19 protein-coding genes are annotated in these 25,084 nt (G+C 36.6%); 7 read left to right on the forward strand and 12 right to left on the reverse strand.

Annotated elements, in window-relative coordinates:
* Positions 1-21 precede the first annotated feature (21 nt).
* On the forward strand, positions 22-318 hold the full coding sequence (gene trxA / locus ACUN24_RS16610) for a thioredoxin (protein ID WP_121284788.1): 297 nt from the start codon (positions 22-24) through the stop codon (positions 316-318).
* Between the two features lie 3 nt (positions 319-321).
* On the opposite strand, the gene pdeM is transcribed toward trxA, so the two are convergent.
* From pdeM to ACUN24_RS16630, 4 genes are all read right to left on the reverse strand, one after another.
* A complete protein-coding gene (gene pdeM / locus ACUN24_RS16615; protein WP_445563511.1) occupies positions 322-960 on the reverse strand; it encodes a ligase-associated DNA damage response endonuclease PdeM in 639 nt (212 codons plus the stop codon).
* Between the two features lie 73 nt (positions 961-1,033).
* Entirely contained in the window at positions 1,034-3,511 is a 2,478-nt protein-coding gene (locus ACUN24_RS16620; protein ID WP_445563512.1) for a ligase-associated DNA damage response DEXH box helicase, read from the reverse strand.
* 414 nt (positions 3,512-3,925) lie between these two features.
* On the reverse strand, positions 3,926-5,515 hold the full coding sequence (locus ACUN24_RS16625; protein WP_445563513.1) for an ATP-dependent DNA ligase: 1,590 nt from the start codon (positions 5,513-5,515) through the stop codon (positions 3,926-3,928).
* Positions 5,516-5,521: 6 nt separating this feature from the next.
* Complete coding sequence (locus ACUN24_RS16630) at positions 5,522-6,547, reverse strand: ligase-associated DNA damage response exonuclease (protein ID WP_445563514.1); 1,026 nt, start codon at positions 6,545-6,547, stop codon at positions 5,522-5,524.
* A 156-nt stretch (positions 6,548-6,703) separates the two neighbouring features.
* On the opposite strand from ACUN24_RS16630, the gene ACUN24_RS16635 reads away from it, so the two are divergent.
* Positions 6,704-7,315, forward strand: a complete 612-nt coding sequence (locus tag ACUN24_RS16635; protein ID WP_445563515.1) for a SatD family protein — start codon at positions 6,704-6,706, stop codon at positions 7,313-7,315.
* Complete coding sequence (locus tag ACUN24_RS16640) at positions 7,315-8,025, forward strand: DUF3307 domain-containing protein (RefSeq protein WP_445563516.1); 711 nt, start codon at positions 7,315-7,317, stop codon at positions 8,023-8,025. Before ACUN24_RS16635 ends, ACUN24_RS16640 begins: the two co-directional genes overlap by 1 nt.
* Before the next feature lie 34 nt (positions 8,026-8,059).
* Here ACUN24_RS16640 and ACUN24_RS16645 read toward each other — a convergent pair whose 3' ends face one another.
* From ACUN24_RS16645 to ACUN24_RS16670, 6 genes are all read right to left on the reverse strand, one after another.
* On the reverse strand, positions 8,060-10,228 hold the full coding sequence (locus ACUN24_RS16645; RefSeq protein WP_445563517.1) for a S9 family peptidase: 2,169 nt from the start codon (positions 10,226-10,228) through the stop codon (positions 8,060-8,062).
* A gap of 98 nt (positions 10,229-10,326) precedes the next feature.
* Positions 10,327-10,974 carry a hypothetical protein gene (locus ACUN24_RS16650; RefSeq protein ID WP_445563518.1) on the reverse strand — a complete coding sequence of 216 codons (648 nt, stop codon included), beginning with the start codon at positions 10,972-10,974 and terminating at the stop codon, positions 10,327-10,329.
* Between the two features lie 24 nt (positions 10,975-10,998).
* The gene (locus tag ACUN24_RS16655; RefSeq protein ID WP_445563519.1) at positions 10,999-11,775 is read right to left on the reverse strand and encodes an enoyl-CoA hydratase/isomerase family protein; all 777 of its coding nucleotides are present in this window, start codon (positions 11,773-11,775) and stop codon (positions 10,999-11,001) included.
* Between the two features lies 1 nt (position 11,776).
* Positions 11,777-13,867: a ComEC/Rec2 family competence protein gene (locus ACUN24_RS16660; RefSeq protein WP_445563520.1), complete on the reverse strand. Its 2,091-nt coding sequence runs from the start codon at positions 13,865-13,867 to the stop codon at positions 11,777-11,779.
* A gap of 3 nt (positions 13,868-13,870) precedes the next feature.
* Complete coding sequence (locus ACUN24_RS16665) at positions 13,871-16,102, reverse strand: helix-hairpin-helix domain-containing protein (protein WP_445563521.1); 2,232 nt, start codon at positions 16,100-16,102, stop codon at positions 13,871-13,873.
* A gap of 149 nt (positions 16,103-16,251) precedes the next feature.
* A complete protein-coding gene (locus ACUN24_RS16670; protein WP_121284799.1) occupies positions 16,252-16,587 on the reverse strand; it encodes a MerR family transcriptional regulator in 336 nt (111 codons plus the stop codon).
* 116 nt (positions 16,588-16,703) lie between these two features.
* Between ACUN24_RS16670 and alaS the strand changes: the two genes are divergently transcribed.
* Positions 16,704-19,562 (forward strand): alanine--tRNA ligase, encoded by a 2,859-nt coding sequence (gene alaS / locus ACUN24_RS16675; RefSeq protein ID WP_445563522.1) that lies wholly within the window; start codon positions 16,704-16,706, stop codon positions 19,560-19,562.
* Positions 19,563-19,642: 80 nt separating this feature from the next.
* On the opposite strand, the gene ACUN24_RS16680 is transcribed toward alaS, so the two are convergent.
* Both ACUN24_RS16680 and ACUN24_RS16685 read right to left on the reverse strand, forming a co-directional pair.
* A complete protein-coding gene (locus ACUN24_RS16680; RefSeq protein ID WP_445563523.1) occupies positions 19,643-20,158 on the reverse strand; it encodes a hypothetical protein in 516 nt (171 codons plus the stop codon).
* A 122-nt stretch (positions 20,159-20,280) separates the two neighbouring features.
* Entirely contained in the window at positions 20,281-20,877 is a 597-nt protein-coding gene (locus tag ACUN24_RS16685) for a hypothetical protein (RefSeq protein WP_445563524.1), read from the reverse strand.
* A gap of 353 nt (positions 20,878-21,230) precedes the next feature.
* Here ACUN24_RS16685 and ACUN24_RS16690 point away from each other — a divergent pair, with 353 nt between their 5' ends.
* The 3 genes from ACUN24_RS16690 (at position 21,231) to ACUN24_RS16700 (ending at position 25,065) form a co-directional block, all read left to right on the forward strand.
* A complete protein-coding gene (locus ACUN24_RS16690; RefSeq protein ID WP_445563525.1) occupies positions 21,231-22,379 on the forward strand; it encodes an ATP-binding protein in 1,149 nt (382 codons plus the stop codon).
* Between the two features lie 110 nt (positions 22,380-22,489).
* Positions 22,490-23,953, forward strand: coding sequence for an Asp-tRNA(Asn)/Glu-tRNA(Gln) amidotransferase subunit GatB (gene gatB, locus ACUN24_RS16695; RefSeq protein ID WP_445563526.1), 1,464 nt, complete (start codon positions 22,490-22,492; stop codon positions 23,951-23,953).
* Positions 23,953-25,065, forward strand: a complete 1,113-nt coding sequence (locus tag ACUN24_RS16700) for a redoxin domain-containing protein (RefSeq protein WP_445563527.1) — start codon at positions 23,953-23,955, stop codon at positions 25,063-25,065. Before gatB ends, ACUN24_RS16700 begins: the two co-directional genes overlap by 1 nt.
* The last annotated feature ends 19 nt before the right edge of the window (positions 25,066-25,084 follow it).

Below are 25,084 nucleotides of genomic sequence, written 5' to 3' on the forward strand. Positions count from 1 at the left end.
TTCTAAATAAAGATAAATATCATGTCTAAGTTTTCAGATTTAATTAACGGTGATAAACCTGTATTGGTAGATTTTTTTGCTGAGTGGTGCGGTCCCTGTAAAATGATGAAACCGATCTTGGAACAATTAAAATCGCAGTTGGGAGATTCAGTATCGATTATTAAAGTAGATATCGATAAAAATCAACCAGCCGCTTCATCGTTCAATGTTCAAAGTGTTCCTACTTTAATTCTGTTCAAAAAAGGAAAGCAGGTATGGAGGCAAAGTGGTGTTTTACAGGCTTCGCAATTGAAGCAGGTGATTGATACACATGCTTAGCCGCTAAACTTCTACAACACTTTTAGGCGTTACCGCAAAAATACGTTCGTTTGCTTTCGGATAGATAGTATAAAGCCCTGTAAACAAGCTAAAAGCAGGTAAAACAGCATAATCCCTGCCGAAATAAAAACAAGGAAATTTTAATCTTTGTTTCGCTTTACCCACTATAGTTACACCTGGGTGGATATGGCCACTGATAGGATACAATTCTTCATCGGTACAATTGGGTGCATCATGGATAAAACAGAAAGGCCCTAAACAATAATTTGATTCATGTATTTCGATATTCATCGCAGCATAATTGGCACCCGAAAGCCTGTCGTGATTCCCCTTTACCAATAGAAGATTAAGTTCCTGATATTGTTTTCTCCATGCTAAAAATTCATCAATATCGGTATTCAAACCATGATGAAACATATCACCATTAATCAGCAGTGTTTTTGGGTTATACTGTTTGATCAATAAACTTAAACGTTGAAGATCTGTTTGGGCAATGGTAGCAGGTACTTGCAAGCCGGCCTGACGGAAGTGTGCAGATTTACCTAAATGCAAATCACTTATAGCTAAAAGCTGGTGTTTGGGTAAAAATAAAGCTCTTTCCTTATCTAAAATCAGTTCTTCACCCTGGCTTGTAATGGTCATTTATTTTATGCTATTGTCATCCTGAGCTTGTCGAAGGATCTTTTAATTTTCGACAGGTCGCAAGAAGATGTATTTATTTAATTTTCTCAGATTCGGCCTTCATTCTGGCAATCCGTTGCTCTAACTCTTCCGAACTCATATTTTCGCGCAAACTGTCTACTTTAATAGGAAAGGACAGCGGTGTAAAACTTTTCGGATTGGTAATAATAATCGCTCCATTCTGAATCCTTTCTAAAGCAGCTGCTAACCTGGGCTCTTCCAGTTGCTGGTAAAAAACCTCATCATAAGCCTGTCGCAAAAGTAAATTATGTTTGTCGTAATCGCTAAAAACATTAAAAAACAGACCAGCAGATGACTGGAGGTGTTTGTTCGCCACGTATTTTCCCGGATAACCTTGAAAAACAAGTCCCGAAATGCAGGCAATATCCCTAAATTTCCTTCTTGCCATTTCAGTTGAATTGATGCTCAGCGTAATGTCTTCAGTTAAGTTTTTAGGTGAAAAAACCTCGTATGCAATCGATTCATCCATCGGGATTTCTGTCTCACTTAAAAGTTCAAAACCATAATCATTCATGGCAATTGAAAAACTGATGGGCAGTAGTTTGCTTAATCGATAAGCAACTAATGCCGCCAAAACCTCATGCACCAAACGCCCTTCAAATGGATAGGCAAAGAGATGAAAACCTTCTTTATTATTAATTAACTCGATTAGTAATTCATCATTTCTAGGTACATGAGAACGTTTTTCTTGGAGTAAGAATAACGGATAGACAGAATCCAATTCCTCATCCTGATGGGTTTTATCCAATGCCTCATTATATTTTTTTCTCAAAACTGACCCTAAATTAGATGATAAGGGTAAGCGGCCACCATTCCAGCTTGGTGAAATGGCGTTTTTTTGCTTGCTCACTCTTACTACAACCGTCATGTCTTTTACCTGGATAAATTCCAAAACCCTGCCCGCCAAACGAAAATTATCTCCTGCTTTTAAACGGGTAACAAAATATTCTTCTACCATGCCAATGTAACCACCTGAAATGAATTTAACTTTCAGCATCGCATCACTTACAATTGTTCCGATATGTAACCTGTGCCGCATAGCCAATTGCCTGCTCTTCACTTTCCAAAGCCCATCTTCATCCTTAACTACCTTTTTAAATTCGGTATAGGCACTTAAACTATCTCCTCCAGAGGTGATAAATTGCATAACCCAGGTCCATTCTTCAGGAAGGATAAGTTTAAAAGCATGAGTATTTTTAATTTCTTCATAAATAACTTTATCATCAAATCCGTCGCCTATGGCCAGCGTAACTAAATACTGAACTAAGGTATCAAATACCATAATAAAGGGTTCACGGCTTTCTATATTGTTTGTTTTGGCTGCTTCTTTAATCGCCGCTGCTTCCACCAGTTCTAATGCATGGGTAGGTAAAAAATATATTTTAGAGATTTCATGAGGAGAGTGGCCAGAGCGACCCGCTCTTTGCAAAAAACGGGCAACACCTTTTGGCGATCCTACCTGAACAACGGTATCAACAGGTTTAAAATCTACCCCCAAATCCAGTGAGGAAGTAGCAATAACGGCTTTAAGCTGTCCGGTATGTAAGGCGTCTTCAATCCAGTTACGCAACTCAAAATCTATCGATCCATGGTGTATGGCAATCCGACCTGCCAGTTCTGGTTCGATATTCAATAAATGCTGATACCACATTTCCGATTGCCCCCGGGTATTGATAAAAATTAAAGTGGTTTTACTTTTCTCGATAATGGGTAAAAGCTTATAGGCCAGTTTTAAGCCTAAATGTCCGGCCCAGGGCAATGTTTCAATATCGTCGGGTATAATGGATTTAATTACGATCTTCTTTTCCAGATCGGCCTTAACAATGATTCTTTTGGCTTCTAAGTTTGGCTCTAATACATCCAAAGCTTCCTCAATATTTCCAATGGTTGCTGATATTCCCCAAATCCTCAAAAACTGGTTTTTTTCAAGCTTTTGTAAGCCTTTAATGCGAGAAACGGCTAATTCAACCAACACCCCACGTTTACTACCCAAAAGTTCATGCCATTCATCCGCCACAATGCATTTAAGATTTCGGAACAGGGTAGAAGAACCCTTTTGTGCCAGTAACAGGTGCAGGCTTTCCGGGGTAATCAATAAAATTTCGGGCATCGATTTTTTCTGCTGCAATTTTTCTGCCTGAGAGGTATCACCATTGCGGACGCCCACATGCCAATCTAATTCCAACTCCAATAAAGTTTCGCGCATAGCCCTTGCAATATCTTTGGCCAAAGAGCGGAGTGGGGTAATCCATATTAACTGCAAACGATCTTTAGCTTTTTTGTTATTCGCTTCTGAGGCGTTTAAGGCTTCAATCACTACCGCTAGAAATAAAGAAAAAGTTTTTCCAAATCCCGTTGGCGCATTTACCAAACCGCTGTAACCATTCAGATAATACTGCCAGGCATCTTCCTGAAACTGAAATGGTTTACGTTTATTGGTCTTTAACCAGGATTTTATCTTTTTATAACCTTTGGTTTTGGTTTGGTCCATGATTAAATACTGTTTATTTGATAGTTATATTCCTCGGTCTGTGTCCTCACAGACCGAAAATTCTGAATTATAAATAATAGTCTGTGCAAACACAAAGCATAGCTTAATTTTTTTTGAAAAGCAATAATAGTAGTCCTTTGGTTACAGCAGCCCCGCCATACGCTTTACCTTTTTTGCAATTACCCTTAAATATTAATTTATCAATAACAAAAAAGGTAAAGCGTATGGCGGGTTTAAAATCGCCAGGCATACCTAAGTAAGCTAAACCTGACAGTAGCGAGCATCCCGATTTTTTCTATCGGGATAAAGCGAATGGCAGGACTTTCGGTTCAGATGCACACAGAAACCTGCTTTTCTAATAACAATTCTATTAAATCTCCCTCGGTCTGTGAAGATACAGACCATGGAATCGCATTACAAAGTTGATTGCAGCAACTGCCTTAAATCTTCCAGCGTATTAATTTCATCTGCTTTTTTATCTTTTCGCCAACGCAATATACGTGGAAAACGTAAAGCTAAACCTGCTTTATGCCGTTTACTTTCCGCAATTCCTTCAAAAGCAATTTCAAAAACCAGTTCGGGTTTTACCGTACGTACCGGTCCAAATTTTTCAATTGCATTACGGGTTACGAACGAATTTACTTCTTTAATTTCCTTATCTGTTAAGCCCGAATAGGCTTTTGCAATCGTGACTAAGTTTTCACCATCACGAACCGCAAAGGTATAATCGGTAAAAAAGTTAGCCCTTCTGCCACTTCCTTTTTGCGCATAAATCATTACCGCATCAACTGTGTAGGGATTGATTTTCCATTTCCACCAATCGCCCCGTTTTCTTCCGCTGTGATAATGAGAGGTTAACTTTTTGAGCATGATGCCTTCACTGTTAATTGAGCGCGAAGTTTGTCTTAAACTTGCTAACTCCTCCCAAGAGCTGCAATTGATTACAGGAGATATCATCACAGGACTTTCATCTAAATCACCAATTAGCTGTTCCAATATCTTTCTTCTTACGCTTAATGGTTCCTCTCTGAAATCTTTGGCTTCATATTCTAAAATATCATAAACAAAAAAGCCGATGGGAGCATCTTCCAACTGTTTTTTATTAATTGTTTTACGGTTTAAGCGTTGTTGTAATGTACTGAATGATAAAACCTGTTTATCCTGCACAGCCAGTATTTCGCCATCCAAAACCACGCCATCAGGCAAAACATCGATCATAAAATGCAATTCAGGAAACTGTTCTGTAACCAGTTCTTCTCCACGGCTCCAGATAAAGAGTTCTCCATTCCGTTTTACAATCTGCCCACGGATACCATCCCATTTCCATTCGGCCTGCCATTCAGAAATGTCTCCCAGTTTTTCAGGTTCCTGCTCTAAAGCATAAGCCAGGCAAAAGGGGTAAGGCCAGGAATTATCGGTATTCACATGGATACCATTGATCAGTTCGTGAAAGGTAATTTCATAAGGATTCCATTTACCCATGATGCTGTGCATAATCTGCGCACTATCTAAACTACTCTGTTTAGCCAGTGCATTCACCAGCATTTTATTGGAAACACCAATCCTGAAATTTCCAGAGATTAGTTTGTTAAAAATAAAACGTTCCTGTGTGTCTAGTTTATTCCAGGCATTTAAAATAAATTCTTTTTTCGTTTCATCATCTTTACCTTCCAAATCGTGCAACTCTTCTATCCAGGTATGCAATTGTAAATTTGATGTGTTTTCGGCAGGGGGTAATAATAAAGCAATGGTTTCGCTTAAATCGCCAACATTGGCATAACTTTCGGCAAATAACCATTCTGGCGTTTCGGTAATGTCTATCGCCCAGTATTTAAGCAAGGCCGATTTAATTGGTCTTTTAGGCTTTTTACCTGTAAATAACGCAATAACCCATACCTTATCTTTATCATCGGCATAGTTAAAATAATTAACCAATGCCGAAATTTTATCATTGGTTTTATTGCTCAGTTCGAGCTCTTGGATCAATTGAGCAAAACGTTTCATCCTTATTTAATTTTCGTTCTGATCAACCAAATCAACTTTATTTTCCTCATCATCTTCTTGCCCGAACTTAGTTAACACTTCAGCAGCTTCTATACCTTCGTCATTTAAAAAGCGGCTAAAAGCAGCTGTAAAACCATGTGTAACATATACTTTTTCTGCGCCTGTTGCGGTAATGGCTTCCATTAAACCTGGCCAATCGGCGTGATCGCTGAGTGCAAAACCAGCATCGGCACTTTGCCAGCGGCGGTGTGCCCGTACCTGCATCCAGCCAGAACATATACCAGTAACCGGATGAGATAAATTTTTGATCCAACGGCTATCCCGCATGGCAGGCGGTACAATTACAATTCCTTTCTGTAATTCATCTTTAGTGGTTTCGGGGGTAATCCTGATGGTTTTTGGAAGGTTTACACCGGCTTCTATAATCACTTCATTTAGGTTGGCAATACTGTTATGTACATAAATAGGGGTATCGCCGGCCAGGTTTTTAATTAAACGTTGTGCTTTGCCCAAACTATAGGCAATTAATACACTTGTTTTTTGCTGTGTAATATTATCACTTATCCAACTCCTGATGCCATTAAAAACAATTTCCTGCTTTTGCCATTTGTAAACAGGTAAACCAAAAGTGCTTTCAGAAACAAAAGAATGGCACTTTACAGGCTCGAAAGGTGTGGTAATGCCATCATCTTCAATTTTATAATCACCAGAGATGACACAAATTTCATCTTTATATTCCAGGCGTACCTGTGCCGAACCAATAATGTGCCCGGCAGGAAAAAATGAAATATTCACTCCATTGCGGGTAATGCTTTCTCCATATTCCAATGTTTCTACGTTTAAATCTTCGCTGATCCTGCGTTTGATGATGGGTTTGGTTAAAGTATGGCAGAGGTAATATTTGTTTCCGAACCGGACGTGATCGCTATGCCCATGTGTGGTTACGGCATAATCCACTGGCCACCATGGGTCTACATAAAAATCGCCCTGCTTACAGTAAATTCCTCTTTTGGTAAATTCTATTAATGCCATAACTAACTAAACAATAAATTTATTGATTAGTTTTAAATCAATATCGGGTAAATACCCGATAATTTAAAATATCGGCTAATTACCCGATAAATCGAAATATCGGCTAATTAGCCGATATTAGTTTTGTAATATGAATAATAAGTTCGATATTGTAATATGATTTGTATTGTAACAGGTGATATTGTAGGTTCGAGAAAGATTAAAGATAGCTGGTTGTTGAGCTTAAAAACAGCGTTAAAAGTAACTTCAGGCCAGCATGGAAAATGGGAAATCTTTCGTGGGGATAGTTTTCAGGTTGAGGTTGAGCCGGAAAATGCAATTAAAGTTGCAGCTTATTTAAAAGCTTGTATAAGGGTAAACAAACCTGCCGACGTAAGGATGGGCATAGGTATTGGCGGGATAAAAAACAAGCGTAAAAAGCTTTCTGAATCAAGTGGAGATGCCTTTATTAACTCGGGGGCAGCCTTTGATAGTTTAAAGCAGGCCAAAACCAATTTAGCCATTAAAACAGATTATCCTGATTTTGACGAGGAAATTAATGTGGTAATTAAACTGTCGTTAATTGCCATGGATAGCTGGGGGGTAGTAGCCGCAGAAATGGTAAAACTTGCACTCGAAAATGAAAACCTGTTACAAAGCGAACTTGCAGCCATTTCAGGCAGAACGCAATCTTCGGTAAGCGAAGCGCTAAAACGCGCACATTATACCGAAATAATGGAAATGGACAGACTTTACCGTAAAAAATTGAAACAAACGATTTTGAAATAATGGATATCTATTTAATCAAACTTATTATTGCCCACTTAATCGGTGATTTCTTTTTGCAGCCAAATGCCTGGGTAAAAGATAAGGAAAGAAAAAAATTAAAATCAACCAAGCTCTATTTGCATGTAATGATACATGTGGCTCTGATATTTGTTATTTTTTTAAGGTTTGATGTTTGGAAAACAGCATTAACAATAGGTATGATCCATTTGATCATTGATGCGTTAAAATCCATCTTTCAGACCCATAAAAATGCCCGTATACTCTTTTTTGCTGATCAGGTTTTGCACTTTAGCTCGATTGTGGTGGTATGGCATCTTTTCTATAAAGGAAGTTTGGATATTGGTTTTTTAAATGATCCAAATACCTGGGTGTTAATTTCAGGTGCTTTGTTTTTAACTATGCCTACATCGATTGTAATGAAGGTGATCATTGCTAAATGGATCCCGGATAATCAGCCTGATAGTCCAAAATCGCTTGAGAATGCAGGTAAATACATCGGGATATTGGAAAGGACGTTGATTTTTCTGTTTATACTTACCAATCATTTTGAGGCCGTTGGTTTTTTACTTGCCGCAAAATCGATATTCAGGTTTGGCGATCTAAAAGAAAAACATGATCTGAAACTGACCGAATATGTACTGATCGGAACTTTGTTAAGTTTCGGGATAGCTATTGTAACTGCTATGCTTACCCAAAGTTTTATCGCATAAAAAAAGCAGCCCGAAAGCTGCTTTTAAAAAATTTCTATCTTGCTCCCGGAGGGCAGTTTTCTTTTAAAAACTTGGTGTAGGTTAACGATAAATGCTCGCTTGTTCCTTCACCTTCTGAGATACTGTGTGTACGGTTAGGATAGCTCATCAGTTGAAAAACCTTTCTGTTTTTAATCAGTTCATTGATCAACATTTCGGCATTCTGATAATGTACATTATCATCGCCGGTGCCATGGATGTACAATAAATTTCCCTTTAAGTTTTTGGCATAAGTAATAGGAGAGCCCTTTACATAAGCTTCTTTACTTGGAAAAGGTGTACCCATATAACGTTCCTGATAAATATTATCGTAAGTTAACTGGTTGCCAACCGCTGCAATAGCAATACCTGTTTTGTAAATTTCAGGATATTGGAACATCAGGTTTAAGGTAGACGAACCGCCACCGCTCCAGCCCCAAACGGCTACACGGTCTTTATCCATAAAAGCATTGGTAGCCAATAGTTTTTTAGCTGCCATGGCCTGGTCGCGAATATTGAGTACTCCTATGTTTTTATAAATGCTTTTACGCCAAGTGCTTCCCTTTGGTACAGGGGCACCTCTATTATCCATTGAAATATAGATATAACCATCTTTGGACATGTCGCCAGCATATAAGAAGTTTCTTCCGGCGCCATACGTATCTGCTGCTGTAGGCGAAGCAGGTTCACCATAAACATAAAATACAACTGGGTATTTTTTAGCAGGATTAAAATTATCAGGTTTTTTCATCCAGCCATCCATTTCAATGCCATCTTCGGTGGTTACTTTAAAAAACTCAACTTTGTTTTTAGCCGCTTCCTGTTTTGATAATTGGGTAGTAATGCTTCCATCCATCGTAAATGGATTCCCGGTAGTAAAATTCATCCACTCGGTAATTGGTCTTACGATTGAACTGTTATAGGTATGACGGGCAAAAGCTGCATTTGGGGAAATATCATAATTATGCGTTCCAGGTAGGATAGAAGGTGTAACCTGTTCTAATTTTCCTTTGCCATCTAACTTGGTTTTAAAAAGATATTTCTGAGTGGCATTTGTTGGTGAAGCAAGGAAATAAACTGTATTGTTTTTTACATCAATCAATTTCACATCAATTACATCATAGTTACCTTTTGTAACCAATGTTTCTTTTTTTCCATCAATACTGATTCTGTACAAATGGTTCCAACCGTCTTTGTCTGATACGATGGTAAATTCTTTATTGTCGTTTAACCATTTCCATTCATCCTGTGCATCAATCCAGGCTTTTGCCTTTTCAGTATAAACCGCTTTTGCATCTCCGGTACTGGCATTGCAGATAAACACTTTACTTTCGTTCTGCTCACGGTTAAGCTGTTGTAAAATAATGTTGTTACTGTTTGGTACCCACTGCATCCGTGGAATGTAATGCTGGATATTATCGCCCGGAACGTTTAACCAGTTTGTTTTCGCAGTAGCGATATCAACTATGCCAACTTTACAAACCGAGGGATTTTCGCCCACTTTTGGATACTCAACCGGAATGGTATAAGGATAAATCGAATCAGTATTGTTGATCATCAAAAAGTTTTTGATCTTGGTCGCATCAATCTGCCAATAAGCAATAGATTTCCCGTCAGGGCTCCACCTAAAACCATCACGGCAATCAAATTCCTCTTCATAAACCCAATCAAAAGTACCATTGATCATTCGGTCTGTGCCATCAGTGGTTAAGGCTTTAGCACCAGTTCCGTCAATATTTTCTACATATAAATTGTGTTTGCTTACATAAGCTACTTTACTTCCATCGGGCGATAATTTTGCAAACATTAAAGATGATACAGGTTTATCTTTTCCAATCTGGGTAATCTTGTTAGCGGTTAAATCTGCCAACCAATAATCGCCACGGGTATCATAACGCCAAACTTTTTTACTGTTGGTGTAAATTAATGCTTTTGTACCATCATCCGACAATTGGAAACTTCTTACCGCAATGGCATTATCTTTTCCTGCCGGCGTTAATAACGTTCTGGAAATAATTGTTTTTTTGTCGCTTTTAGGGAGGGTAACCGAAATAATTTCTCCGCTTGCAATCTGGTAGTAGGAGTTACCATCTTTTGCCCAGTTGATACTTTGGGCTTTTGCATCAATTAGCGTACATATTGCGATGCAGGCAATTGATAATCTGAGTAATAAGTTTTTAATCATATATAATTTGGGGGCATAAAAAAAGCTTTTTAACTTTTCGGCTAATTTAAATAAAAAGCCGGCAGTTAAAAAGCCGTAAATTATCTGGAATTGGTTAATTATTCACCACCACCTTGCATGGCTTTCAATTCTTCCATGGTTACTACTTCGTAACCGGCAGGAATTTCAGTGCTAATGGCACCAACTTTGGCTTCAGAAAGAGATTTTAGTACCAGATCTGAATTCACGCCATTAATTACTGCAGAATATTTCACAGGAAGTGCACCTAAGCCTTTAAAGAAACCACCATTGGTAATTGAAGCAATATCAACATCTTTTGTTGCCCATAATTCATGCGCTCCACCCTTATCGTCTTTGTAGGTATATTTTTCAGCACTTAATCCAGCAATTGTTTGTTTTTCACCAGTTGCTTTATAATCAGAATATTTTGGCAATAAAGCTTCCTGTGCTTCTGTTTCTGCTTTGCTCACCTTTACTGCAAACTGTTTTTGAGCTACCGGAACGTCAATTAATAATAATCCGGTTTTTTCTGCAGTATTTGAAATAATGTTAACCATGGCGGGGCCATTTTCAATTTCTATTTTGGTTAAGCTGCCATTAAATTTAGTTTTAATGTCGGTTGTTGCACCATTAGCTGTTACAGCAAATACCAAAGTACCTTCAGCAATTTTCTTTTGTGCATGGGCAATTATAGCAGTACTTACTAAGATTAAAGCTACAACACTAGTTTTGATTGATTTAAACATGTTTTTATTTTAGTTTTAGGTTATTTACCAGTTAATTTTTTCTTTTTTCAAAAATGAAGAAATCCCTTTTTTAAAATCTTCACTCTCTCTTACACGGGCATTGATCTGTACCGCAGTTTCCAAGCATTTTTCCAATAGGGGATTGGTTGTTTGCGTAATCAATTGTTTCGTAATCATTAACGAATTACCAGAGCTCCCGTTGCACAAACTTAATGCAAATTCTCTTACCATTTGATGAATATCGAATGAATTTGTTACAAAATTTATCAAATTATATTTCAATGCCTGCTCTGCAGAGAAAGTTTTTCCAGTTAGTAAAATTTCCTTAACGATGGATTCGCTCACCTTTTGTTTTAAAAAACAAGAAACTATAGCGGGCACAAAACCAATTTTCACTTCAGTATAACCAAAATTACTTTCAGGGGTAGCAAAAACGATATCACATATCGTTGCCAAGCCACAACCACCAGCAATGGCATGGCCTTCTACCTGTGCAATAACCACCTTGGGCAAGTAATAAATAGTTGTAAAGAGTTTTTTTAGACGATCAGAATCAGCTACATTTTCTTCAAATGTATTGTGCTGTAATTGCTGAAGATATGCTAAGTCGGCACCAGCACTAAATGCACCACCATTTGCATTTAATATGACCACTTTTACCTGGTCATCTTCAGATGCCCTTATAAATGCGGTAGTTAATTCAGCGATAAGTTGAGGGTTTAACGCATTTCTCTTTTCGGGTCTGTTGATCGTTATCGTTGCTATTCTTTCAGCAACCTGATATAAAACCAAATTTTCCATGTTATTGGGTTAGTTGCACCAAATATGCTTTATTTTTCTTTAAAACATGTACATCTTTATCATTATTCTCCATGCCATTCTTTAAGATCTGAATTTTATAATCTTTATTAGTGGCATCTATTATTGCCGTTTTATATTTTATACCAGTATCTATTTTGCCTAAATTAAATTTAGTATTTCCACTTAACCAGATACTCGAAAACGTAGCATTTCCATTTATCTTTTTATTGTTCAGTTTTTCATCAACCAAAAGTATCCTATATTGAAAAAAGGCAATCTGGTTTTTCCTTAATGCAAACTGGCCTAAAACAGTATCTTTCTTAATATTGGTAAAATATATCTTGTCTAACTGTAATTGTGTTAATGCCGGTTCAACAGAAAATTTATAGTTTTTATCTTCAGTACTTAAATCTGAAACCAGAACAGCTTCTTTTCCATTAATAAAAGCAGCCGCATAATTTTTTCTCAGGGAAAAGAAAATGATTTTTCTTTGGTGAAAAACCTTTAGATCATCACGCACAATCAAAAGTTGATAACAAACAAATAGAAATAAAGAAGTGAACAAAACTTGTTTGTTGAATTTTGCTAATGCATAAATAAACAATCCTAGCGAAAGGCTCAACAAGGCAAATTCAGACAGATTAATCCATATTGATGAAAAGCTGGCATATGGCAAACTGGCAATCCATTTTAATACAGTATTCGTAAAATTTATGATCCATTCAAAAATCGGCGCCAGAAACCCGAATGATGGGATTAATACCACAATCCCTAAATACATAATTAATATTAATGGGATGGTGATGAAAAGATTAGCAAAGAGAAAGTAAAATGGGAATTGATGAAAATAGTAAATACTTAATGGAAACGTGACTATTTGTGCCGCTAAAGACATGGATGTGAAACTCCATAATTTATCTATCCAATTATGTTCAGTATAAAGAAGATTGTAGATTTTGGGCTGAAGATAAATTAGTCCAAATACGGCCAGGTAGGAGAGTTGAAATCCAACATCCCAGATTAAAAATGGATTGTAAATGAGTTGACAAAATGCGGAAAAGGCTAAAACATTATAACTATTGGTTTTCTTAGATAAAACTTTAGCCGTTATTAAAATACTGATCATTATAGCTGAGCGAACAACAGAAGGCGATAATCCGGTTAACAAAGCATACCCCCATATCAAAGTACAGAGGAGTAATAGTTTCAATATTCTTAATGCCCTATTCTTATTCAAAAAAAATAAGAACATAAAATCTAAAACAACATAGATGATAGCTACATGCGCTCCTGATACCGATAAAGCATGAATGGTTCCTGTTTTGGAATAGGCCGATAAAGTTTCTTTACTTAAATCGGCACGGTAACCTAAAATAAGGGTAGAGGCCACAGCAAAAGCTTCGTCACTTTTAATTAATTTTCTGTATTTTGCTAATTGCTTTTCTCTTAAGTTTAAGGCCATCTTTATAATAGGATTACCAGCATTATTTTTGGTGCTAACAATATGGTTCTGATCTATAAATGCCTGATGATTAATATTCTGACTGCCTAGCCAGGCTTTAAAGTCAAATTCTGCAGGATTATATGGCGGTTCCACTTCGGTATAGCTAATCGAAATCATCATTTCGTCTCCATACTTTAGTTGGATAGGTTTAAGGCTGTCTAATTTTACGGTAAGCAGCATTTGTCCCGATAAGATGATCTGTTTATCTTTTAGATATCCAGATCTTACCTTTGCTTTAAAGCGCACAATATTGCCATTTTGCTGAGGCTCATTGTTAACCCATACTTTTAAATAATTGCAATTGGTTTTTGCAAAGTAATTTTGGTTTAAACTTTCGTTATTGAGCAGGCAAAACAAACCGCCAAGGTTGAAAAAAAGTATGTAAATCAAAATACCAACTGCACCTTTGTAACGATAGATATTGAATCTTTTATAAGTAACGTTTAAAAATGAAATGCTCAGTAAAACAACAACTAGCGTTAAGGTCAACCATTTAATATACGCTATGGCCGGGAAAAAATAAAAAATAGAGATGCCCAAAATAAAAGGAAACAAGATCCTAACAAAAATATACTCAGTCTTAAACATTGTTTAAAATTGATAGCGTACTTGAATTTTAACTTCCGATTTTTTATTACCCTTAATTTCGTCCAGATAAGTACCTACTGTTTCTACGTCCTTATATACAAATAACCCATATCGGATCCATACATTTAGTTTTTTAACTACATTGTATTTCAGGTTGAGGTAGGTTCTGAAACCTCTTCCATTGTACATTCCAAAAGCAAAACTGTATAAAACATCATCTTCGTAGGCGTAAATTCTACTGTTGTAACTCGGCGTATTGAAATAGGCAAACCTAACATTGCCGGTTAGCTTAGCGAACATTGGCGAATAATCAATATCCTGATAAATGAGATATCCAAATTCCCTGTTTGCACTTCCTTTCTTATATTGAGAAACTTCTATCCGGTTTTGAAAATGCCAATTCTTATTCAGTTGCCAATTTGCCTCTGTCCGGTAACCTTCTCTTTTTACAGGATCTAAAAAATTTACAGGAACATCCAGATCGGTATTTTGTTGTTTATTTTCTGATTTAAATCGAACTAAAATTTTAAAGGTTTTGCTTGGTGTATAAATTGCCTGGGCTAAAACTTCGTAACCCTTTGAAGGCTCATCAACACGGTATTTTAACCAGGGGAACCGAAATAAATCACCATAGAAAGAAAAAGCCCAATGTTTATTCGGGTTAACATTTAAGCCGGCATACAATCCCTTTTCATTTACGGCTTCGCTGGATTCGGATACTCCCTGATTAAAGAAACTGTGGTAATCTTTAGCATAATTGCGATAAGTTAAGGCTGCAGAAACCGATGAAGACAAACTAATGAGTACACCGTTAATATAGGCAAAGCCACCACCTAAACCTTTTGCTCCTTCACCATAGAGGTACATGTTTTTATAGGTATAATTATAAAATAAACCCAAATTAGTTAACGATTTTCCTGTGAAACTATACCGATCGTAAGCTGCAGTTTGCGTAATAAAACGATTCTTATAATTGGTATGATAAGCAATTGCACCAACAACAAGTTCGTTTTTGGTATATTGAATCGTTGTACCAAATACGCGCTGTGCCAAAACACCTTTATTCTTAATCTCAGTAGGCGTTCTATGCAAGCCAGTTTGATTAATCGTAGACTGAACTAAATTTCCTTCAGCATCTAGCTTTTGACTCGCATCAAGATTGCGGAATGAAATAAAAGGAGTAATATCTACATTCTTAAATAAATTAATCGTTGCGGCGGCGCCTCTAAAAAAGGAATATTCGTTGGTAGAATTATAAGGCCTTAAACCCAAATCTTTTTTAGCAACACTGGTTACATCAGGTCCTTTACCAAAAGAAAAACCCGACCATAAGGTTAAGCCCTGGCCAAATTGCTGTGTATAATCGCCAACTACCAATTTTTTCAATTTACCTAATTTGAATAGTGCGATATTTCCTGAATAAAAATCAAACGGCTTGCCGGTAAATTTTTCTCCGGCATCTTTATCTAAAGTTATGGCCGCCGATAGAATTGAACTGTATTGATACCGGTATCGCATCTGGAATCGCTCTGGCGAACCTAAATACCTGTTGCCTGGTAAATCAGTATAACCTTTTTGTTTTTGTAAAGTTTGTGCGAAACGCATCATCAGGTCATTTTCACCAGCATGCACAAGGTTCCTAAAACTGAGTTGCTGATATTCGGTGATATTGGTTAGTGTTACGAATGGGAGCAGCATTTGAATCGTTTTAATATCAAAGCCAGCAATGCTTTGTAATTCCAGCACATCGGCAAGCGGACCATTTTCCTTTAAATGGGTAAAGAAATTGCCAATCTGTAATGGAGACAGGAATACCAAAGTATTTAATTCTTCTACCGAAGTGCGATTCAGGTTAATTGGGTGTTTACGATATTTCTCCAACACATCAACCAACTCGGTCATATCGTAATCCTCGGGAAGGTTTTCAGCCATGCTTTCCAAAATATCACGTATAGCTGTTTCCTGTGTGTTGGTTTGGGCATTTGCCATAAATCCAATCATTATAAAGGCAACAGTTAATAACTTAAATGCATAACCACTTCCAGTTATAAATTTATCATAAAGGTCAGTTAGCCATGAGATGATCAGATCCCGGCTACGGAACAGGGTATCTCTAAAGGGGTTTGCTTGCAGCAGCCAATTACGAACTAATGCAGATAAGCCAACACCCAAATGCTTTTTGGGAACTAAAGAATGGGAAAAAGGGACAGGCAACAATACATACCATATTTTCATAAGCAGAGTTTAAACTGGTTAATAAAAAATAGGGTGATTTTGTATTGGTAATCCTAATATAGGGAAATAATTAAAAAACTACAAAAGATGTATTTTTTTAATTACTTAAATAAATGTAAAGAGGTTTATACTATAAAAGTAAAGCGTGCCTAAAGTTCTTCTGCCAGATTTACTAAAAAACTTTTCAGTTTTTCTAATGAATCAATAATCTTTTGATTCTCTCTAACACCTGTTTTGTTGTTCTTCAAATAATCTTTGGCACCTTTTAATGTAAAACCTTTTTCATCAACCAGGTTGAAAATAATTTTTAGGTTTTCAATGTCTTCTGGTGTGAAAAGACGGTTACCTTTCTTGTTTTTTTTGGGTTGGAGGATATCGAATTCTTTCTCGTAAAAACGAATCTGCGATGCGTTGACATTAAACATTTCAGTCACCTCGCCCATGGTATAATACATTTTATTAATGTCTCTTTCTTTATACGGCATATTTTGTAGTTGATTATGAGTGTTTTATATCGTTTAATTAAAGTATTCAAATGTAGCTCGATTTTTCCTTATTAACGCAATAAAATTTTAATTTTGTTCCCTCCAATAATATTGAAATGACAGCAAAAGAGATTAGACAGGCATTCCTTAGTTTTTTTGAATCGAAACAACATCATGTTGTTCCTTCAGCACCGATTGTGGTTAAAAACGACCCAACTTTAATGTTTACCAATGCGGGTATGAACCAATTTAAAGATCTGTTTTTGGGGGAGGCCGCCATAAAATATTCTCGTGTTGCTGATACTCAGCGCTGTTTACGTGTTTCGGGCAAACATAACGACCTGGAAGAGGTGGGGATTGATACTTATCACCATACCATGTTCGAAATGCTGGGTAATTGGAGTTTCGGCGATTATTTCAAAAAAGAAGCCATTGCATGGAGTTGGGAATTATTGACAGAAGTTTACAAAATCCCGAAAGAAAAATTATATGTTACCTATTTCGAAGGCGATGAGAAAGAAGGTTTGGAAAAAGACCAGGAAGCTTACGACCTTTGGAAACAATATGTGGATGAAAGCCATATTTTACCTGGAAATAAAAAAGACAATTTTTGGGAAATGGGTGATACCGGACCATGTGGGCCATGTTCTGAAATCCATGTAGATTGCCGTACAGATGAAGAAAAAGCATTAGTTGATGGCGCTACCCTGGTAAATGCTGATCATCCTCAAGTAATCGAAATCTGGAATAATGTATTTATGCAGTTTAACCGTTTGAAAAATGGTTCATTGCAAAGCTTACCCTCCAAACATGTTGATACCGGAATGGGTTTTGAACGTTTGGTGCGTGTTTTACAGGAAAAAACTTCTAACTACGATACCGATGTTTTCCAACCGATGATTCAGTTTATTGCAGAAAAATCGGGTATTAAATATGGTGCTGACGAGAAAACAGATATCGCTATGCGTGTTATGGCCGATCACATTCGTGCTATTTCTTTTGTTATTGCCGATGGTCAGTTACCTTCTAATAATAAAGCTGGTTATGTTATCCGCAGGATTTTGCGCCGTGCCGTACGTTATGCTTATACATTTTTAAACTTTAAAGAGCCATTTTTGAATCAGTTGGTTCCATTATTGTCTGAACAATTTAAAGGTGTATTTGATGAACTTATTTCGCAACAGGATTTCGTTCAGAAAGTTGTTTTGGAAGAGGAAGTTTCATTTTTGAGGACTTTGGGTAATGGTATTGAGTTGCTAGATGAATATTTAGAATATTTAGAAGATGTTCAAAGTTTCCTGAAAAATTCTCCAGAGAAAGGTTGGCCAAATATTTCAATGGAAGAAATCGTAACTTATGATACTCATCAAATTAATAAGTTGTTATACAACTATTCTAAGCATATAGAAAGTGGAATAGCAATGCCATTAAGTGGAGGTTTTAGATTCATTGAGTTTGAGGGCTTTTTAGATGGACAAATTAATTATAATAATGCACTTAATTTGCTTATTGAGTATACAAAATTTTTACCTGCATTTATAGGTTTTAAATTATATGATACTTTTGGATTTCCAAAAGATTTAACTGAATTAATTTTAAGAGAAAATGGTTATAATTTTCATGAGAACGGTTTTAATGTTTATATGAATATTCAAAAAAACCGTTCCCGTGCCGCTACTGCCATTGATACTGGCGATTGGATTACAGTAAATACAGAAGATCAAAGCGAATTTGTTGGTTATGATGATTTAGAAATCGAAACTGAAATTTTAAAATACCGTAAAGTTAAAGCTAAAGGGAAAGAACAATATCAGATCGTTTTGCGCCAAACGCCTTTTTATGCAGAGAGCGGTGGTCAGGTTGGCGATACAGGCCGTTTAGAAGACCATAGTCGACAGTTTTGGGTAGATATAACTGATACTAAAAAAGAAAACGGGCTAACCGTTCATTTTACCGATATATTACCCGATAATCTGGAAGGGAAATTCTGGGCAGTTGTAGATGAAGATAAACGTATTTTAACTGAAGATAATCACTCTGCCACACACTTATTGCATGCAGCTCTTAAACAGGTTTTAGGTAAACAAGTTAACCAGAAAGGTTCATTGGTTAATGCAGATTACCTGCGTTTCGACTTTTCTCACTTTGCTAAAGTTACTGACGAGGAATTAGCACAAATTGAAGTAATTGTGAATCAGAAAATCCGCCAGAACATTAAGTTAAAAGAACAACGTAACGTTCCTTATCAGGATGCCATTGAAAGTGGTGTAACGGCTCTGTTTGGTGAAAAATATGGCGATTTTGTTCGTATGATTACTTTTGACGATCATTTTTCGAAAGAGCTTTGTGGTGGTACGCATGTAAAAGCAACCGGACAAATCGGTTCATTCAAGATTACTTCTGAGAGTGCCGTTGCCGCAGGTGTTCGCCGTATTGAAGCCATTACCGCGGATAAAGCAGAACAGTTTTTCTTAGATCAAAGAAAAGAATTAGGACAGTTAAAAGCTTTATTAAACGGAAGTAAAGATTTATCAGCTTCTGTTCAGGCTTTATTGGATGAGAATTCAAAACTGAAAAAGGAAATAGAAAAATCGACAATAGAGCGCGTAAATACTTTAAAACATGAAATTGTTCACCATGTAAGAGGAATTAATGGCGTTAACCTGATTGCAAAACACATCGATCTTCAAAGTGCCGAAGCAATTAAAAACCTGGCTTTTTCTTTGAAAGATATGGTTGATAACCTGTTTCTGGTTTTCACAACAGAAATTGATGGTAAACCGGGAATAACGGTAATGCTTTCTGATTACCTTGTGACGAAAGGATTAAATGCTTCAAATATTGTTCGGGAATTGGGTAAAGAAATCCAAGGCGGTGGCGGTGGGCAGCCGTTTTATGCTACAGCAGGCGGTAAAAATCCAGCGGGATTAAAAGTTGTTTTGGAAAAAGCTGAGAGTTTTATACCAAGTAACTAACAAATTAAAATACACCCTGGATCAACTAAGGGTAATAATGCTGTTAAACTAAAAAAGAGGCTAAAAGCCTCTTTTTTAGTTTAATGTCTACCGTGACCATGACCATGTTTTTCTCGGTGTCCTCTTAAGGATAAACCCGGATTTACCCTTCTATCATGATGTCTGTGATCTACATGCTGAGGTTCGTAATGATTTTTTGGACCGCGAAATCTGGTCTTATCACCACCGCCGTATGATGAACGGTAATAGTTGTTGCGGCTAACATAGGTTACTCTATGTGTGTTATAATTGCGATATGGATTGTTTCCGTGCATTACAATTTTACGCCCGTGATGTAGATCGTAACCTCTATACCTGGCTGGTAAATATCTCGATCTTACCCATCGGTTGCCACTTAAATAAACAAACTGCCTTTGAGGGACATAATAATAAGATTGTACCTCTGGGAGATAGTAATAATCAACGTTCTGATAACCCGCGGGAACCCATGCAGGCTGCGCGCCAATATTTACGTTGATACTTACCTGAGCGTTAGATTGATTAGATGTTAAAGCCACGATACCTAAAATCGCGGAAATGATGAATAGCTTTTTCATAATAATCTATTTATTTGTGTGTACTTCAATAATTCAAATGCTGTGCCAAAACTTCTATTGTAACAGACATATAAAAAAGGAGCCTCTTTCGAAACTCCTTTAATCACAACTAAATATTAATTTTAATGGCGTTCATTATCACGGCCTTTTCTGTTATCTCTTTCCGGGCGATTATCGTGACCATTGTTAAATTCAGGACGGCGATTATCTTTTTTAGCAGGTCTTATTACGTTTTTTTGCACTACACGATTAGGGCGCTTATTGATAACAGTAACATTTCTTGCAGGCCTTTGGTTATAATTAGGATGTCCTTTTACAACATAGTACTTAGTATCTCTACTATCCCTGATAATGGTTTGACGGCCGCCATAGTTTTTGTATTTACTATATCTGGTTACGTATATATTATTTCTCAAATAAGGTTTAGGTTCGTTGATTACCACTTTATAAGCACGGTATAAATCAAGGTTCCCATATTGGGCAGGTAAATTGTTTGTCCAAATCCAACGTCCACCATTCGAATAAATATATTGGCCTGAAGGAACATAATAATAAGCATCTATATCAGGGAAATAATAATAGTCTACGTGGTCGTAACCTGTTGGTCCCCAAACTGGCTGAGAACCAATATTGATATTTAAGCTAACCTGTGCTTTTGCATTGTTGATGCCGAATAATGAAACCATCAGTACTGCGGCAAATAAAACTAACTTTTTCATAATTTTTTATTTAAAGGTTTCTTTTGTGTTTGGTTAGATAGACTGCGGCATTTGGTTGTAGTTTAATTACAGCATCCACTTTAACATTTTTTTAACTATTAATATATAACTGAGTAATTTTACTCAACATATTGAGTAAATTGTTAAAATGATTGTAACTTGTTTATATTTAGTGTTTTATGTGATAATTTTACTTCATAAATTTGATGATATCTCCTATTAAATCTTAATTATCAGAATTAAAAATAAGTAACACTTGCAATTACTTAGCGCATTGAGTAAATTTACTCAGTTTATTGAGTAAATTGTTTAAAATGTTCCAAAGGCTTTATTTACAGAACCTTGTAAAGGTTATGAATGAACCAAAAAGGTTTATTCAAGTGCTTGTGGGTCCCAGGCAAATAGGCAAAACAACCTTGATCAGTCAATTGATCAAAGAAATTGATACACCTTGTATATTCGAATCTGCAGATGCTGTTGCTGCTTCAGATAGAACTTGGATAGAGTTGATTTGGTTTAATACCAGAGAACTACTAAAAGAACCTGGAGTTAATGAATATCTTCTTGTTATTGATGAAATTCAGAAGATAGACAACTGGAGTGAAATTGTGAAGCGCTTATGGGATGAAGACATGCGAAATGGAGTAAACTTAAAAGTAATTTTATTGGGATCTTCCAGACTGCTCATTCAACAAGGACTAACTGAATCATTAGCTGGAAGATTCGAATTAACTTATTTAGGGCATTGGAGTTTTGCTGAAATGGAAAGTGCTTTTGGTTTTACTGCCGAACAATATGTATGGTTTGGTGGTTACCCAGGTTCTGCGGGCTTAATTAACGATGAAGAGCGGTGGAAAAACTATGTCTCTAATGCATTGATAGAAACCAGTATTTCGAAAGATATTTTAATGCTAACCCGTGTAGACAAACCTGCTTTAATGAAACGTTTGTTTGAATTGGGGTGTCTGTATTCCAGTCAGATCCTGTCCTTCACCAAAATATTAGGGCAACTTTCTGATGCAGGTAATACCACAACATTGTCGCATTATTTACAATTATTAGATACCGCTGGTTTGCTGGGTGGTATTGAAAAATTTGCTGCCGATGTAATCCGTAAACGTTCATCCAGTCCAAAATTCCAGGTGCATAATAATGCTTTGGTAAGCGCTCAAAGAAATGAATTCTTCGAAGAGATCAGAAAACAGCCGGCAGAATGGGGGAGAATGGTCGAATCATCAATAGGTGCACATCTGTTAAATTCTTCTTTTGTGGAAGGTTATAAAGTATTTTATTGGAGACATAGAAACGATGAAGTTGATTTCATTTTAGAAAAACGTGGGAAAGTAATTGGCATAGAAGTTAAAAGTACAGGATTGGTTACAGGCACTTCTGGAATGGATGCCTTTAGCAAAATGTATAAGCCAGATAAAATACTTTTAGTTGGAGCAGGAGGATTGCCATGGCAAGAGTTTTTAAAAATTTCTCCATCAAGCCTTTTTTAACGAAAGACTAAATAATAACTATATTTGACACATTAATACTTAGCCATAGATTAAATCTGTATTGAACTGTACCTTTGGTTAATAAAACTTATAACAATAAGAAGCTTTAAATGCCTTTACAAGAAACAAGCCCCCAAACTGTTTTCGAACTCGTTTCAGGATTAGAGATCCACGTTCAGTTAAATACAAATACGAAAATATTTTCTGCTGATAGTGCATCTTTTGGGGCTTTACCTAATCAAAATATATCTACGGTTTCACTAGCATTGCCTGGAGCATTACCTAAGTTAAACAAAGAAGTAGTAGCCAAAGCTATCCGTATTGGTTTAGCTTTAAATTGTACCATTAACCAGATCAATCATTTCGACCGGAAAAACTATTTCTACGCCGACTTGCCAAAAGGTTATCAGATTACTCAAGATAATCAACCAATCTGTGTAAATGGCTTTTTAGAACTTCAATTGGCAGATGGTTCTAAGAAGAAAGTCGGAATTAACCGCATCCACCTCGAAGAAGACGCTGGAAAAAGCATTCATGACCAGGATGATAACTATTCGCTGATTGATTTGAACCGCGCAGGTGTGCCATTAATCGAGATTGTAACCGAACCCGATATCCGCAGTTCGGAAGAAGCTTCTGTTTTATTAAGTGAAATCAGAAAACTGGTAAGGCATTTAAATGTAAGTGACGGTAATATGGAAGAAGGCAGTTTACGTTGCGATGCCAATATTTCTATACGTCCGCAGGGCACTACCGAATTTGGAACCCGCTGCGAAGTAAAAAACCTAAACTCGATGCGTAACGTACGTAGGGCAATGGATTTTGAATTTGGCCGCCAGGTAGAAGTGATTAGCAATGGTGGAAGGATTATTCAGAGTACCTTGAATTTTGATGCTGATAAAGGGACTACTTCTCCAATGCGTACCAAGGAAGAAGCCAATGATTATCGTTATTTTTCTGATCCTGATTTACAACCCATTCATATTTCAGATAATTGGTTGGCAGAGATCAAATCATTGATGCCCGCTTTGCCAAATGAAATTTCGGAGCAAATGATTGCTGATTTTGGAATCAGCAAGGCAGATGCAGCATTATTTGCAGAGGATTTAGATCTTCTGGTTTATTTTAATACAGCCAAATCGGTTGTAAACAATAAAAAAAGCCTGATCAATTGGCTAATCGGCCCAATAAGGGCTGTTTTAAATGAAAAAGGAATTAGCATTACCGACTTTAAAGTAAAACCTGAACAGTTGGCTGAGGCAATTAATTTGGTTGATGATAAAAAAATTAGCCAACAGATTGCCATTCAACAATTGTTGCCAGCTATTGAATCAAAGGAAAATGCAAACGTTATCCATTTAGCGCAATCATTAAACTTACTTATTTCTGAAAATGGAGACGAATTAAGTAGTTTTATTGATGAAGTGTTAAATAAATACCCTCAACAGGTAGAAGCGTACAAGAAAGGTAAAAAGGGCGTTTTAGGTTTGTTTGTTGGTGAGGTAATGAAACTAGCCAAAGGAAAAGCCGATGCTAAAAAATTAAATGAATTAATACTTGAAAAACTGAAATAATGAGACTAAAACAATTGAGCCTGATCATGCTGATCGCGATTGCCTTTACTGCATGCAAACCCAAAGATAGCTTTACGATTGACGGAACTTTCCAGAATCTGGGTAAGGAGAAGAAAGTGTTTTTATACGGCATGCAAAATAGCAATATGGTTGCAATCGATTCAACTAATTTATCAGAAAAAGGTGAATTTAAATTCATCCGTAAAACTCCATCGGTTGATTTCTTTAGGGTATCGGTAGGTAACCATGAGTTTATGTTAATTGCAAAAAATGGCGACGAAATTAAATTAGAGGCTGATTTGGCTGATAAAACCATGGCGTATAAAATTTCAGGAGCAAATGAGGTAGAAAAATTATCAGAACTGAATGCCATTAGGAATAATTTCTCGAAACAGGTTGAAAAATTGCAGGCAGATTTTGAAGCAAAAGTGGCAACACAACCTCAAAATAGGGCCGCTGTGTTAGAATCGATGAAACCTCAGTACGAATCTTATATCAACCAACTGAATACACAGATTATAAAATTTGCTAAAGACAATAAAGGTACGTTAGCCAGTTTCTATGCCATGAATACTTTAAGTCCACAAGAATTTGAAGGAGAACTGGTGAAATTTGCAGATGAAGTTAAAGAAGAAATTAAAGGTAATGCTACGGTTGATGCTTTTGTAAAACAGATGGCGCTTTTAAAAGCGGTTCAGGTGGGGCAGGTTGCTCCGGCATTTACCATTAATACAGCAGACAATAAACCGGTAAGTTTATCAGATTATAAAGGGAAATACGTACTGATCGATTTTTGGGCATCATGGTGCCAGCCTTGCCGCCAGGAGAATCCGAACGTAGTTAAAGTTTACAATAAATATAAAAATAAGAACTTTGATATTATTGGTATTTCATTAGATACTGATAAGGCTGCATGGTTAGGAGCAGTAAAAGCAGATGGATTAACCTGGACACATGTATCAGAATTAAAAGACTTTAACGGCGAAACGGTAAAAAAATACCAGGTACAAGCTATTCCAACTTCTTACCTAGTTGATCCTGCTGGAAAAATAGTAGCTAAAAACTTGCGTGGCGACGAACTGGAAGGGTTTTTAGCTAAAACGTTACGTTAAAACAAATTCCATGTTAAAC

This window comes from Pedobacter sp. WC2501, from assembly GCF_052682415.1.

What these genes read in the sequence shown, in the direction of transcription:
- ACUN24_RS16640 (WP_445563516.1), top strand. Translation starts at nt 7,315, where the DNA reads ATGGATATCTATTTAATCAAACTTATTATTGCCCACTTAATCGGTGAT.
- trxA (WP_121284788.1), top strand. Translation starts at nt 22, where the DNA reads ATGTCTAAGTTTTCAGATTTAATTAACGGTGATAAACCTGTATTGGTA.
- ACUN24_RS16670 (WP_121284799.1), bottom strand. Translation starts at nt 16,587, where the DNA reads ATGCCGTATAAAGAAAGAGACATTAATAAAATGTATTATACCATGGGC.
- ACUN24_RS16650 (WP_445563518.1), bottom strand. Translation starts at nt 10,974, where the DNA reads ATGTTTAAATCAATCAAAACTAGTGTTGTAGCTTTAATCTTAGTAAGT.
- pdeM (WP_445563511.1), bottom strand. Translation starts at nt 960, where the DNA reads ATGACCATTACAAGCCAGGGTGAAGAACTGATTTTAGATAAGGAAAGA.
- ACUN24_RS16685 (WP_445563524.1), bottom strand. Translation starts at nt 20,877, where the DNA reads ATGAAAAAGTTAGTTTTATTTGCCGCAGTACTGATGGTTTCATTATTC.
- ACUN24_RS16700 (WP_445563527.1), top strand. Translation starts at nt 23,953, where the DNA reads ATGAGACTAAAACAATTGAGCCTGATCATGCTGATCGCGATTGCCTTT.
- ACUN24_RS16635 (WP_445563515.1), top strand. Translation starts at nt 6,704, where the DNA reads ATGATTTGTATTGTAACAGGTGATATTGTAGGTTCGAGAAAGATTAAA.
- ACUN24_RS16620 (WP_445563512.1), bottom strand. Translation starts at nt 3,511, where the DNA reads ATGGACCAAACCAAAACCAAAGGTTATAAAAAGATAAAATCCTGGTTA.
- alaS (WP_445563522.1), top strand. Translation starts at nt 16,704, where the DNA reads ATGACAGCAAAAGAGATTAGACAGGCATTCCTTAGTTTTTTTGAATCG.
- ACUN24_RS16625 (WP_445563513.1), bottom strand. Translation starts at nt 5,515, where the DNA reads ATGAAACGTTTTGCTCAATTGATCCAAGAGCTCGAACTGAGCAATAAA.
- ACUN24_RS16680 (WP_445563523.1), bottom strand. Translation starts at nt 20,158, where the DNA reads ATGAAAAAGCTATTCATCATTTCCGCGATTTTAGGTATCGTGGCTTTA.
- gatB (WP_445563526.1), top strand. Translation starts at nt 22,490, where the DNA reads ATGCCTTTACAAGAAACAAGCCCCCAAACTGTTTTCGAACTCGTTTCA.
- ACUN24_RS16655 (WP_445563519.1), bottom strand. Translation starts at nt 11,775, where the DNA reads ATGGAAAATTTGGTTTTATATCAGGTTGCTGAAAGAATAGCAACGATA.
- ACUN24_RS16665 (WP_445563521.1), bottom strand. Translation starts at nt 16,102, where the DNA reads ATGAAAATATGGTATGTATTGTTGCCTGTCCCTTTTTCCCATTCTTTA.
- ACUN24_RS16690 (WP_445563525.1), top strand. Translation starts at nt 21,231, where the DNA reads ATGAATGAACCAAAAAGGTTTATTCAAGTGCTTGTGGGTCCCAGGCAA.
- ACUN24_RS16660 (WP_445563520.1), bottom strand. Translation starts at nt 13,867, where the DNA reads ATGTTTAAGACTGAGTATATTTTTGTTAGGATCTTGTTTCCTTTTATT.
- ACUN24_RS16630 (WP_445563514.1), bottom strand. Translation starts at nt 6,547, where the DNA reads ATGGCATTAATAGAATTTACCAAAAGAGGAATTTACTGTAAGCAGGGC.
- ACUN24_RS16645 (WP_445563517.1), bottom strand. Translation starts at nt 10,228, where the DNA reads ATGATTAAAAACTTATTACTCAGATTATCAATTGCCTGCATCGCAATA.